This is a genomic window from Azospirillum sp. P4_B5 (assembly GCF_056402275.1).
This window is the reverse complement of the sequence record NZ_JBFUHT010000005.1, coordinates 104,957-117,958: the sequence shown is the minus strand read 5'-3', so window position 1 is coordinate 117,958 and position 13,002 is coordinate 104,957. Positions and strand designations below refer to the sequence as shown.

Sequence of the window (13,002 nt, the reverse complement as noted above, 5' to 3'; positions counted from 1 at the left end):
ACTAGTAATGTTGTTATCTCCTGGTCTGGATCAGATATTTTAATTTCGTACGGAAGCGACAGGGTTTTCGTTAAGGTATCACCTTACTATCAAACATCATTGGCATCTTATCTTAGTCTTTCAACCGGTTATACGTACAATTTCACGGCGCTTGCCTACAGCTTCACCTATGGTTCGTCGATCAACCTGTCGACGATCGATTACCAGAGCGTCGGCTCCGGCAGCACGACGCTGATCGGGCAGAATGGTGCCAGCCAGCTGTTCGGCAGCGGCGGGAGCGACACGCTCTACGGCAACGGCGGCAACGACTTGCTGGACGGTGGTGCCGGCAACGACCTGCTGGACGGCGGCAGTGGCAACGACACGCTCTACGGCGGGCCTGGCAACGACACGCTCTACGGCGGTGACGGGGACGACATCCTCTACGGCGACGGCGGCGCCGCCATCCTGAACGGTGGTAACGGCATCGACACGGTCACCTACCTGCTGTCGACGGTTGCTGTAGCGGTCAACCTTCCCACCGGAAGCAGTTGGGATCCCGCGGGCGGTGGCGACATCCTGACGAACATCGAGATTGTCATCGGCTCCAACTACGGGGACGGCATCACCGGTTCCGGCGGCAACGACACGCTCTACGGCGTTGGCGGAAACGATCAGATTTTCGGCGGGGGCGGCAACGACCTGCTGGACGGCGGAACCGGCAACGACCTGCTGGACGGCGGCGACGGCGATGACACGCTCTATGGCGGTGACGGCGCCGATACGTTGAATGGTGGCAACGGCATCGACACGGTCACCTACGCGCAATCGACGGTTGCTGTGACGGTCAACCTCGCCACCGGCAACAGCTGGGATCCCACGGGATCGGGCGACATCCTGACGAACATCGAGATCGTCATCGGCTCCAACTATGGGGACGGCATTACCGGTTCCGAAGGCCATGACCACCTGTATGGCGGTGCCGGCAACGATACGCTCTATGGTGGTGGCGGTAACGATCAGCTCTACGGCGGCGACGGCAACGACTACCTGGATGGCGGAACCGGCAACGACTACCTGAATGGCGGCGACGGTGCTGACACGCTGATCGGCGGCAGCGGCGCCGACACGCTGGACGGCGGCAACGGCATCGACACGGTCACCTACGTCCAGTCGACGGTCGCCGTGGCGGTCAACCTCGCCACCGGCAACAGCTGGGATCCCACGGGATCGGGCGACATCCTGACGAACATCGAGATCGTTGTCGGTTCCAACTACGGGGACGGCATCACCGGTTCCGGTGGCAGCGACACCCTTTATGGCGGCGGCGGCGATGATCAGCTCTACGGCGGCAGCGGCAACGACGTCCTGGATGGCGGTGACGGCAACGACACGCTGCATGGCGAGGGCGGCGAGGATCTCCTGGCCGGTGGCGCCGGCGACGACGTTCTCGAAGGGGAGGACGGTTACGACACGCTGTACGGGGGGCTGGGCAACGACTACATCTCCGGCGGCGCGCACAACGACACCCTCTACGGCGAGGATGGCAACGACGCGCTCGTCGGCGGTTCGGGCGACGATGTCCTGAACGGGGGCATCAGTGCCGACTTGCTGTACGGGGACGACGGCAACGATACCCTGGATGGCGGCGCCGACAACGACACGCTGTACGGCGGCACCGGGGAGGATTTCCTGGCCGGCGGGACTGGCGATGATGTCCTGGAAGGCGACGACGGCTACGATATCCTGTATGGCGGGACCGGCAACGACTACATCTCCGGCGGTGCGCACAACGACACCCTCTACGGCGAGGATGGCAACGACGCGCTCGTCGGCGGTTCGGGCGACGATGTCCTGGGGGGCGGCGCCGGTGCGGACCTGTTCGTCTTCTGGGGTGAGGGCGGCGCCGACAAGGTGCTGGACTTCAACGCCGCCGAGGGCGACCGCATCGGTCTGTCCGCCGGTGTGCCCTGGGCCGTCATCGGCAGCACGGCCGAAGGAGCCGTGGTCGGCTACGGCGCGTCTTCCAGCATTCTGCTGGTCGGGGTCAGCGCGGCCAGCGTGAACCAGGGCTGGTTCACGACCGTCTGAGCGCGGCCGGCAGGCTGGATACGGGAAGTCGCGTCCAGCCTGCCGGCATTGCCCGCGGCCATTTGCCGTTACGGCGAGAACTGCTCCATCAGAATCCGCTCCTCGAAGTTCAGCTCCGGGTCGAACAGCAGGGTCAGCGTGACGTCGCGGGCCTCCTCCACGTTGACGCGAATGACCTCGCGCACCTCGGTCGAGTCGGCCACGGCGCTGACCGGGCGCTTGACCTCCTCAAGGATGTCCACGGTGATCTTGGAGCTGTGAGGCAGCAGCGCGCCACGCCAGCGCCGCGGCCGGAAGGAACTGATGGGAGTCAGCGCCAGCACCCCGGCGCCCAGCGGGATGATCGGCCCGTGGGCCGACAGGTTGTAGGCGGTGCTGCCGGCGGGGGTGGCGACCAGCACGCCGTCGCAGATCAGCTCCGGCAGGCGGACGACGCCGTCCACGGTGATGCGCAGCTTCGAGGCCTGCCGCGTCTCGCGCAGCATCGACACCTCGTTGATGCCCAGCGCCTCCACCTGCTCGCCGTTGCAGCGGGTGGCCCTCATGCGCAGGGGGTGCAGCTTGACGCTCTGGGCGCTGGCCAGCCGCTCGGCCAGTTCGTCCTCGCGGAAGACGTTCAGCAGGAAGCCGACCGATCCCCGGTTCATGCCATAGACGGGCGGGGGGTTCTGCCCGTCGCGCTTCAGCGCGCGGTGCAGCGTCTCCAGCAGGAATCCGTCGCCGCCCAGCGCCACGACGACGTCGGCGTCCTCCAGCGGCGCGTTGCCATAGCGGTGGACCAGCCGTGTGCGCGCCCGCATCGCCTCTTCCGTGTTCGCCGCGCAGAAGGCGATGCGGAGGTCGGCGGGCTTACGGGTCGAGGAATCGGGCGCCAGCGGGTCCAGGGTCGGATCGGCGGGCAGCTTGGCGGCGGTTTCGGTCATGTCGGGGGGACCATAGCGCAGGATGCCCGGTTGCAGAAGGCCGCTTCGGTCAAAGGGCGGGGCTGTTGCACGTCATGTCCCCTCTCCCCGGAGGGGCAAGGGCGCTCGCCTGCGGGCGGATCATCCGCCGGTCACGCTCATGTGGCGGGGCACCGCCGGGCCTTGGTGGCGGCGGTCGATGATGAAGTCGTGGCCCTTGGGCTTGCGGGCGATGGCGTCGCGCACCGCCTGGACCAGCAGTCCGTCGTCGTCGCTGAGGCGCAGCGGGGTGCGCAGGTCGGCGGCGTCCTCCTGGCCCAGGCACATGTAGAGGGTGCCGGTGCAGGTCAGCCGCACGCGGTTGCAGCTTTCGCAGAAATTGTGGGTCAGCGGCGTGATGAAGCCGATGCGCCCGCCGGTCTCGGCCACCCGGACATAGCGGGCCGGGCCGCCGGTGCGGTAGTCGATCTCGTCCAGCGTCCAGCGCTTGGCCAGCTCCGCCCGTACGAGGCTGAGCGGCAGATACTGGTCGAGCCGTGCCTCGTCACCGATCTCGCCCATCGGCATGACCTCGATGAAGGTCAGGTCGAAGCCCTGCTCGCCGCACCAGCCGACCAGCCGGTGGAACTCGTCGTCGTTCACGCCCTTCAGCGCGACCGTGTTGATCTTGACCTGGAGCCCCGCCTCCTTGGCGGCCTGAAGCCCGCCGAGCACCTTGTCCAGCCGGCCCCAGCGGGTGATCGCCTGGAACTTGTGGGGGTCGAGTGTGTCGAGCGACACGTTGATCCGGCGCACCCCGGCCTCCACCAGATCGCCGGCATACTTGAAGAGCATGGTGCCGTTGGTGGTCAGGGTCAGCTCGTCCAGGTCGCCGGCCTTCACATGGCGGCCCAGGCTGTGGATCAGCTCGTGGATGCCCTTGCGGACCAGCGGCTCGCCGCCGGTCAGGCGCAGCTTGCGGGTGCCCAGCTTGACGAAGGCGGAACAGACGCGGTCGATCTCCTCCAGCGTCAGCACCTCCGCCTTGGGCAGGAAGCTCATGTCCTCCGCCATGCAGTAGACGCAGCGGAGGTCGCAGCGGTCGGTGACGGACACGCGCAGATAGCTGACGGTCCGCCCGAACGGATCGACGAGCGGGGCGGCGGCGGTCGGCGGAACGGTCGTCATCGTCAGGCTTCTCCCCAAGGGGGTCCGTATCGTGCAGTCCGGGCGGCGATTATGACCCCGAACCCGATCCTGATATATAGGTCCGAGTTGCGGATTTTTCGCCACCTGGAATTTCAGGCGCAGCAGACCACGGCGCGCGGCGCCGGGACTTGACGGGAATCAAATCCCGGCGCCGCTCACGGTTCGGACGGAAGCGCTCAGTGGATGCTGTCGCTGTCCGGACCGCCGTCCTTGCCGTTTTGGGCCAACTCCCGCTCGCGCAGATAGTCCTCGGTCGTGCGGGGCGCGCGCGGGGCGCCGAGCGCGAAGGGCGAGTCGCCCCGCTCGAACTGGTCGACAACGCGACAGTCGCCGCACATGCGCATGCGGTCGGCGGCCTCCGGCGTGGCGAACATGGCGTGCCGTCCGGCCAGCACCGCGACGATCTTGTCGATCGAGGACTTGGTGGCGAAGGGCTTGCCGCACTTGACGCAGCAGAAGGGCTCCTCCTCCTTCAGCACCTTGGCGCCGCGGGCGCTGTCGCGGAAATCGATCTCCGGGACCAGGGCGATGACCTTCTCCGGACAGGTCGTCTTGCACAGGCCGCACTGCACGCAGGCGTCCTGCGAGAAGGACAGCATCGGCTTGTCGGCGTTGTCGAGCAGCGCCCCGGTCGGGCAGGCACCGACGCAGGACAGGCACAGCGTGCAGCCCTCCGTCATCACCTGCACCCGCCCGAAGGGCGCGCCCGGCGGCAGCGGCAGCACCTCGAGCGGCTCCGGCGCGACCTTGTGCAGATGGCGCAGCGCCAGCATGGTGACGGTGCGCTTGCCGCCCATCGGCAGGAAGGTGCCGGGAGCGGGGGCGCCCTGGCGCGGCAGGTCCCACAACTCCGCGGCCACCGCGTCGGGGTCCTGCGCGTCGATGATCGACACCCGGCCCGAGCCGTAGCCGAGCCCGGCCATCGCCGTCTCGGCCAGACCGATCTGGCTGGCCAGCCCCGCCGTCTCGCCGGCGTTGCCCGGCCCGACCAGGACGCGCACCCGCGCGGCTCCGTAGGCCAGCGCCGCCGCGAACACGTCGAAGCCGAGCTGAGTCACCTCGTTCACCGCGAAGGGCAGCACGCGGGCCGGCAGGCCGCGGCCGTAGCGCGCGATCAGCGAGATCATCTCGTCGCCGTGCCGCGGGTCGTGGACCAGCAGCACCGGCTCCGTCCCGCCGGCCTTGGCGTAGGAGGAGAGCAGCGTGCGCAGCCGCTCATAGACGGTCTGGAGCGGCGGCAGGGCGTAGGTGCTGGCCCCCGTCGGGCAGACCGAGGCGCAGGAGCCGCAGCCGGCGCAGATGTGCGGGTCGATCGCCACATGGTCGCCGTTCGGCGTGATGGCGCCGGTCGGACAGACCTCCAGGCAGCGGGTGCAGCCGGTCTTGCGGCTGCGCGAATGGGCGCAGAGGTCGGCCTTGAAGTCGATGTAGCGCGGCTTTTCGAACTCGCCGACCAGATCGGCTGCCTCGAACACCGCCTTGGCGACGGCGGCGGGGCTGTCCGGATCGGGGCGCAGGTAGCCGTCGCGCTTGCCGTGCGCCGGGAACAGCGGTGCGCCGCCGGTCAGGTCCACGATCACGTCGCAGCGCGAGGCGGCGCCGTGCCGCGGCGGCTCGAAGCCCAGCACGGCACGCGAGGCCGGGATGGCCGCGGCGTAGTCGTCGACCACGATCTCGAAATTGCCGAGCCAGCCCTTGGCGGCGCGGATGGTGCCCTTGAAGACCGGCACGTCCATGACGCGCGGCGGGGCGACGTCCTTGGGGGTCTTCAGCAGAACGGTGACGTCCAGGCTGCCGGACAGCTGCCGGGCCACCTCGATGGCGCGCTCGTCGGTGCCGTAAACCAGCGCTGTGCCTTCCGACGCCAGGGTGATGGTGCCGGTCGGCGGGATGTCCATGGCCGCCTCGGCCAGCAGGGCGGCGATCTTCGGCCCCGCGAGCGCGCCCTCGTCCGACCAGCCGGCGCGCTCGCGGATGTTGGTGAAGGCAAGCGCGGCGTCCGGGTTGTCTTGCGCCGCGATCTCGGCAAACAGCGGGGCCTCCTGGGTGCAGGCGACGAGCAGCGGGACGCCCTCCGCCACGCGCGCCTCGAACCGGTCGAGCTGGGTGCGGCAGAGCTGGGTGGCGACGGACAGCTCGCCCTCCGCCCCCGCCGCGGCCCCGCAGGCCCTGGCCAACGCCTTGCCGTCGAGCGCCATGCTGTGGGCGCAATCGCAGACGAGCACCGTCCGGCCGTTGATCTTCATCGCTTCCAACCCCTTGCCCTGAAAAGACCTGCCCTAAAGCCCTGTTGCACAAGCCCTGTTGCACACAGCGCGTTCCAGTTCTGTACATATCGGCTGGGTGGCACGGTTGCGACAGCAAAATGCTTGCGGCAGGATGGTCGTCCTGCCAATCCCCGCCCCCGGGCTCCAAGCCCCTTCCTCGGATTCGATCGGCCATGACAAGCGCCCCCACCGTCCGCGACGCCCGCATCGAGGACGTCCCCGCCTTCCAGCGAATCTACGAGCACCATGTCCTTCACGGCGTCGGCACCTTCGAGGAGGAGCCGCCGGACGTGGCGGAGCTGGAGACGCGCTTCCGCGCCATCACCGGCGCCGGGCTGCCCTGGCTGGTGGCCGAGCGCGACGGCGTGGTCCTGGGTTACGCCTATGGCAGCGCCTACCACGTCCGTTCCGCCTACCGCTTCACCATCCAGGATTCCGTTTACATCGCCGAGGAGGCGCGCGGCCAGGGACTCGGGCGCCGGCTGCTCCAGGCGCTGATCGACCGCTGCGTGGCGCAGGGCTACCGCCAGATGGTGGCGCTGGTCGGCGGGTCGGAGAACGCCGGCTCCATCGGGCTGCACAGCGCGCTCGGCTTCCGCACCTGCGGCGTCGTCGAGGCTGTCGGGCTGAAGTTCGGGCGCTGGCTGGACGTGGTCATGATGCAGAAGGATCTGGGCGCGGGCCGGTCGGACATTCCGGAAGGCAAGGGGCCGAGCCAGCCGGTGGCGGTGCGTTAGCCGCCGCTCCACCGGTCCAAGGCGGCGAGCGCTGGCGGAACCGCGGTGTCCAGCGCACGGCACAGGGCGTCGGGGTCGCCCTCGCCGGTGTCCAGGGCGCGTTCCAGCGCCTGCGCCGCGCCGCGCAGCGCCATGCAGCCATAGATGCCGGCGACCCCGGCGATCTTGTGGGCCATGGCCCCGGTGGTCGCCCGGTCGCCGGCGTTCCAGGCCTGCTTCAGGGCGGCGTGGTAACCACGCAGCGTGACGAGGGTGTTGGCCACGAGGACGGCCACACGCTCTGCCGGCAGATGCTCGCGCATCTGGCGGATGGCGTCCTCCTCGAACACGGGAAGGCCGGGGGCGCCGTCCAGCGGAGGGGGCATGCCCGCGGCGGCGTCGTCGGTGTCGTCGTCGGTGGACAGGCGGTCCAGCAGGGCGTCCAGCGCGGACAGACGCAGCGGCTTTTCCAGGACGGCGTCGGCCCCCGCCGCCCGGCAGCGCTCCGCCACGTCGGGAAGGGCGGAGGCGGTCAGCGCGACGATGCGCAGCCCCGCCGCCACGGTTCCGGCCCCGTCGGGCAGGGCGCGGATGCGGCGGGTCGCCTCGACCCCGTCCATGCCCGGCATCTGCATGTCCATCAGCACGAGGTCGTAGCGCTCCCGCTCCATCGCTGCCACGGCGGCCCGCCCGTCGCCCGCCACCGTCACCGCGTGGCCGGCGCGGCGCAGCAACATCGCCGCGGCCTGCTGGCTGACCGGCTCGTCCTCCGCCAGCAGGATGCGCAGCGAGGGCCGTTCGCGCGTCGCGCCGGCCGGCTCCGTCTTGTCCGGATCGGGCGGCGCGGTGCGCTGGGCGCGGGGCTGCGCAACGCCCAAGCCGACCGCGAAGACCGCCAGCCCGGTGAGCAGCCCGACACCGGCAGGAGCGGCGGCGGACAGCTCCACCCCTGCCCGTTGGGTGATCGGACCATCCAGCCCGTCCCGCAGCTCGTCCCGCAGGGCCAGCGCGCCGCGGCCGGCCCGATGGGCGAGGTCGCTGGCGGTGCTGCTCAGCAGCGTGGCGATCCCCGCCGCCTTGGCGGTCAGCGCCTCCTGCTCCTGCCGGAGGTCGAAGACGTTCTGCTCGTCCATTCCCAGCGCGACGAGCTGGCGCGCGGCGTCGGCGCGGCGCGGGCTGGCGGCGTCGATCGGCAGATCGTTCAGCGCGTCGAACAGCGCCCCGGCGGCCTTGCGGAATTCGGACCGTGCGGAGCTGGTCGAGGCCGGCGCCGACCCGGCGGCGAGCAGCCGGAGGGCCACCGCCTGCCGTGAGCCGTCGATCCGGCGCATCGTTTCGGCGCCCGGTGACGGCGTGCGCGCCGCGGCGAGCGCCTCCGCCAGCGCCTCGCTGCGGATCGCCACCTGTTCGGTGAGGTCCTGGAGGCTGCTCTGCCCGGCCAGACGGCGTTCCACCGTGGCGTTCAGCTCGTCCGCTTCCGCGCGGATGGCCAAGGCGGCAAACCGCAGTTCCGCGCGCCAATCCCTTGGCAGGGCCTCCAGCATGGCGGCGAGTTGTTGCGTCCTCTGGCGCAGCGCGTTGTGGGCGGTCAGCCGACGCTGGGCGGTGCCCGCCGCTTCCAGCTCGGTCGCGCTGGAGGACAGCCCGGCGGCCAACTCCGCGACGCGCATGAGGTCGAGCGCTTCATCCAGGCTGCGGGTGGCCTGGCCGCGCGCGCGGGCGTCCATCTCGGCCAGGGCGAGCCATGCGGAACCGCCGGCACTGGCACCGGACAGCAGCGCGGCCAGTGCCAGCGCGCCGATCCGAGATGTGCCGAGCCATGTTGTCCCAATCCAGGGGGCGCCCAGCCGCAGGTTGTGGCGTTCATGGCGCGCTTCCGCTGCGGCGGATGGGCTGGCATCCTGTGCGTGCATGTCCGCCCGACCGTTCCCGTTCCCGGTGGAGCTTACACCGGCTTGACGAGGGTTTGCCATGGGACTTCGGTCACACCCGACAATCACGCATCGGGCAATCGCGCGTTGGACGATCAAACCGGGGGCAATCACACCGGCGAGGTGTCCTGGGTCCAGGACGGATCCTCGATCCGGTGCAGGCGCCCGGCCCCGGTGAGCGCGGCGCGCAAGGTCAGCGCCTTGCGCCGGGCGGGGGCCAGCCGGTGTTCCGGCGCCTCGCGAAGGATTTCAGCGCCATAGGAGTCGGCGACCATCAGGCCGCAGTCGTCGGGAATCAGCTCCGCCGGAAAGGCATCGTCCACAGCGAAGTAGAAGGCGTCGCACCAGTCCCGGTATTCCGGCCATTTCTGGTCGGAGCGGAAGTCGGCCGCGCAGCTTTTCACCTCGACGATGACGACGGTGCCGGCCCCGTCCATCGCCAGAACGTCGGCACGGCGGCCGCTGGCCAGCCGGAACTCCGCCATGCTGACGAAGCCGCGTGCGGCCAACGCCCGGCGCACCCCACGGAAGATCGGGACGGCGCCGCTCGCCGGAATCGTCGGCTCATCGCCCTGCAACAGGATATCGGCCATGTGAAACAGAACAGTTCGGGAACGAAGCGGCACAATGACCCGGCTTCGCGCCTTTGCCAAGGGGCTTTCGTCAATCCGGGCGGCGCGAAAGGGTCAGGCGCGGATTCCCGCGTGGGCCATGCCGTAGGAGGTGGCGCCGTGAGAGGTGGCCCCGGGAGAGGTGGCCCCGTGAGAGGTGGCCCCGTGAGAGGTGGAATGAGGCAGGCTGCGCCGCGGCGGGAACATCAGGATGGCGGTCGTGCCGGCGCCGGGCTCGCTGTACAGGTCCAGGCGACCGCCATGCATCTCCATCAGCCGCTTGACCACGGGCAGGCCGATGCCGGTCCCGGTGGCGCCGCGGGGAACAGCCATGTCGGCACTGCCGAACGGCTCCAGGACGCGGGCCAATTCGTCCTCACCGATGCCGGCGCCGGTGTCGGCCACCATCAGCCCGATTCCGCCGTCCGGCATGGGGCTGGCGGACAGCATCACCTGCCCGCCCGACGGGGTGAACTTCACCGCGTTCGACAGGAGGTTGGTCAGCATCCGCTGAAGCGCCCGGGCGTCGCCGTAGAGCAGGGGCAGGTCCCTGGACAGATCCTCCCCGATGTCCACGCCGCGGGCCGCGGCCTTGTCGCCCACCTGGGTCAGCGCCTGACGGGCGGCGTCGGCCACGTTGATGGCCTCCTCCTGCATTTCCGTCCGGGCGGTCTCGCTCTGCGACAGGTCGAGGATGCCGTCGATCAGCGAGAGAAGATGCGTGCCGCTGGCGTGGATGTCCGCGGCGTAGCTTCGGTAGCGGGGGGAACCGAGCGGGCCGAAGGTCTCCGCCAGCAGCACTTCGGAAAAGCCCAGCACCGCATTCAGCGGGGTGCGCAGCTCGTGACTCATGTGCGCCAGGAATTCGGCCTTCGCCCGGTGGGCGCGGTCCGATTCCGGCACGGCGGGAACCTCGGGGCCAAGCTCCACGAGGGTCACGCAGACGGATGGCGCCGCGATGCCGGCGTCGAACGGGGTCGCGGCGATCCGCCAGCGCGCCCCGCCGGGAGCGATCACCAGGCGCCGCACCGCCTGTTTCTCGGCCAGGCAGTCGGCCAGGCAGGCGAACAGGCCGGCTTCCCCACCATCCTGAAGATCGTCCGCGCGCAGCCGGCGCCCGGCCAGGGGATGCCCGAACAGCCGTTCCGCCGCGCGGTTGGCCGTCAGCCATTCGAAATCGCCGATGGCGCCCGTGGCGTCGTGGACCGCGGTCAGCACGCCGATTCCGTCGGCGAGGGCCGCCATCGCCGCACCCGCCAACGCGTCACCGGCCAATCCACCGGCGTCCGGCTTTCCACCGTCCAAAAGCGCAGGATGCTCCGCGCCAGCCGGCGTCGCCGCCTCCGGTTGTCGGTCGCGGAAAGGGGTTTCGATCACGGCATCCATTGGTCGCATAGTCGAAAAGATTCGAGAAACATGCAACCGACAAATTGCGACAATCCATCGTGTTATTGTGAGGTTGTGACGTCAATTCAGTGCCTTTTCTTGACTTTTATATAAAAATGCACCGAACTGTTCGGGAGCCCAGCGGCTTCGGGCGTTGTGCCGGATCGTTCTTGCGGCGGGGGCATGCTGCGGCCCGATTATCCTGCAGGGGTCGGACGAACGGCGGGCTTGATCCTGGACGCCGCTTCCGTAGCCTGGATTGCACGGGGCCGCTTGCGGTCGCCGGGAAAACCGCGTGCACGCAATGGGGGATGCCGCCCGTGACGAGCGAGGGAGCATATCGGCAAGGCGCGGGACGGCGTGGCGCGGTCCTGGTCTTCGACGCCAACGACCGGCTGTCCGCCTGGAACGAGGAGGCGGAGGCGCTGCCCAGCGCCGGGCGCCTGCTGGTCCAGGGCGCCCTGCCGGAAACGCTGGCCCCTCTTTTTCGCGGCCTGCCGGCCGGCCACACCGTCATCGACTGGCCGCTCAGCGGCGGCGGGTTCGTCCGTCGCACCGCTGGAGAGGGCCCGGCCGGAGAGAGCGCCACCGCGAACGGACCCACGGCGGGGGCCGACCTGTCGGGCCGGCTGTTCGCCGCGGCCAGCCACGACCTGCGCCAGCCGCTGGCCGCCCTGTCGCTGCTGCTGGGGGCGCTGGAAGGGCGGCTTGACGGGGCGGCCGGCGGCGGCGGGAAGAGCGCCGCAGGGCGGGGCGGCGCCCTGAACGATCCGGCGGCGCGCGACCTGTTGAACGCCATGGGCAACGCGGTGCAGTCGCTGCGCGGCATGGTGGACGGGCATTTCGACCTCGTGCGGCTGGAGGCCGGTCTGGTCCAGCCGGACATCGGCGCGCCCGTGGTCAACGGCCTCCTGACTCGGATCGCGCTCGACGCGGCCCCGCGCTTCGACGGGCGGGGGCTGCGCTTCTCTGTGCTGCCCTGTTCGGTGCGGGTCGCCACCGACGCCTCGCTTCTTGAGCGGATTCTCCAGGGATTCATCGCCAACACCCTGCGCCACACCGAGCGGGGGCGGGTCGTGCTCGGCTGCCGCCGCCAGGGACCGGACCTGCGGATCGAACTGTGGTCCACCGGGCGCGGCCTGCTGCCCGAACAATTGCGCACCCTGCGGGAGGAGTTCCGGCGCCCGGACGGGGCGGGCGATCCGTTGGTGATCGATCTCGGGTTGCGGCTGGCCTGCGGGCTGGCGCGGCGGCTTGGGCACCGGCTGGAGGTGGACTCGGCGCCCGGTCGCGGCACCATGCTGGCGGTTCTGGTGCCGCGGGCCGCGGACGGCGCGGACGAGCCGTCGGCACTCGCGGAGCCCGCCGGGCCTGCCGGAGTCGACGCCATGGCGCCCGGCGAGGATGTCAGCCGCGCCCGCGTGCTCGTCATCGAGGACGACCCGATGGTGCTGGAGGCGCTGGGCGCGCTGCTCGGCCAATGGGGCTGCGCGGTGATCGCCGCGGACTCGGTGGATGCCGCGTTGGAGCGTCTGGGCCCCGGTCCGCAGGCGCCCGATCTCGTCATCTCCGATCTGCGGCTGAAGGGTGCGATGAACGGGATCGTCGCCATCCGTCAGATCGGCAAGGCGCTCGACGCCGCGCTGCCCGGCCTGATCCTGACCGGCGACACCGACCCGATGCGCCTGCGCGAGGCGCGGCTGTCCGGCTATCCGCTGCTGCACAAGCCGGTGGCGCCGATGGCCCTGCGGGGCGCCGTGGCACGGCTTCTCGGCCGCGAGCGCCTGAAGTCCTGAGAAGGTTTCGTGTCGCTGCCGATGCTTGGGCGCGGCGTCGCGCCTTGTATTGCAGAATTGACATCGAAATGAGTGCGCAATCCCTCTGCAAATGACAACCAATAGTCGGGGCGCCCCGTGTCCTCGCCGGAGCCG

At 70.0% G+C, this 13,002-nt stretch carries 9 protein-coding genes; 3 read left to right on the top strand and 6 right to left on the bottom strand.

The genetic code is table 11. The features are described 5' to 3' along the window. Positions 1-99 precede the first annotated feature (99 nt). Positions 100-2,070: a calcium-binding protein gene (locus tag AC1DVI_RS05405; protein WP_476957160.1), complete on the top strand. Its 1,971-nt coding sequence runs from the start codon at positions 100-102 to the stop codon at positions 2,068-2,070. A 68-nt stretch (positions 2,071-2,138) separates the two neighbouring features. Here the strand turns inward: AC1DVI_RS05405 and AC1DVI_RS05400 are convergent, their stop codons facing one another. The 3 genes from AC1DVI_RS05400 to AC1DVI_RS05390 form a co-directional block, all read right to left on the bottom strand. Beyond that, complete coding sequence (locus AC1DVI_RS05400) at positions 2,139-2,993, bottom strand: NAD kinase (RefSeq protein WP_149163024.1); 855 nt, start codon at positions 2,991-2,993, stop codon at positions 2,139-2,141. 120 nt (positions 2,994-3,113) lie between these two features. Further along, a complete protein-coding gene (gene moaA / locus AC1DVI_RS05395; RefSeq protein ID WP_014241273.1) occupies positions 3,114-4,139 on the bottom strand; it encodes a GTP 3',8-cyclase MoaA in 1,026 nt (341 codons plus the stop codon). A 197-nt stretch (positions 4,140-4,336) separates the two neighbouring features. After that, complete coding sequence (locus AC1DVI_RS05390) at positions 4,337-6,406, bottom strand: 4Fe-4S binding protein (RefSeq protein WP_476957053.1); 2,070 nt, start codon at positions 6,404-6,406, stop codon at positions 4,337-4,339. A gap of 194 nt (positions 6,407-6,600) precedes the next feature. Between AC1DVI_RS05390 and AC1DVI_RS05385 the strand changes: the two genes are divergently transcribed. Continuing rightward, a complete protein-coding gene (locus tag AC1DVI_RS05385) occupies positions 6,601-7,164 on the top strand; it encodes an N-acetyltransferase family protein (protein ID WP_476957052.1) in 564 nt (187 codons plus the stop codon). On the opposite strand, the gene AC1DVI_RS05380 is transcribed toward AC1DVI_RS05385, so the two are convergent. From AC1DVI_RS05380 to AC1DVI_RS05370, 3 genes are all read right to left on the bottom strand, one after another. Beyond that, a complete protein-coding gene (locus AC1DVI_RS05380) occupies positions 7,161-9,056 on the bottom strand; it encodes a response regulator (protein ID WP_476957051.1) in 1,896 nt (631 codons plus the stop codon). The genes AC1DVI_RS05385 and AC1DVI_RS05380 overlap by 4 nt on opposite strands. A gap of 128 nt (positions 9,057-9,184) precedes the next feature. After that, positions 9,185-9,667, bottom strand: coding sequence for an MmcB family DNA repair protein (locus AC1DVI_RS05375; protein WP_149163028.1), 483 nt, complete (start codon positions 9,665-9,667; stop codon positions 9,185-9,187). Positions 9,668-9,760: 93 nt separating this feature from the next. Further along, on the bottom strand, positions 9,761-11,062 hold the full coding sequence (locus tag AC1DVI_RS05370) for a sensor histidine kinase (protein ID WP_476957050.1): 1,302 nt from the start codon (positions 11,060-11,062) through the stop codon (positions 9,761-9,763). 329 nt (positions 11,063-11,391) lie between these two features. Here AC1DVI_RS05370 and AC1DVI_RS05365 point away from each other — a divergent pair, with 329 nt between their 5' ends. Continuing rightward, positions 11,392-12,867 (top strand): ATP-binding response regulator, encoded by a 1,476-nt coding sequence (locus AC1DVI_RS05365; RefSeq protein WP_476957049.1) that lies wholly within the window; start codon positions 11,392-11,394, stop codon positions 12,865-12,867. The last annotated feature ends 135 nt before the right edge of the window (positions 12,868-13,002 follow it).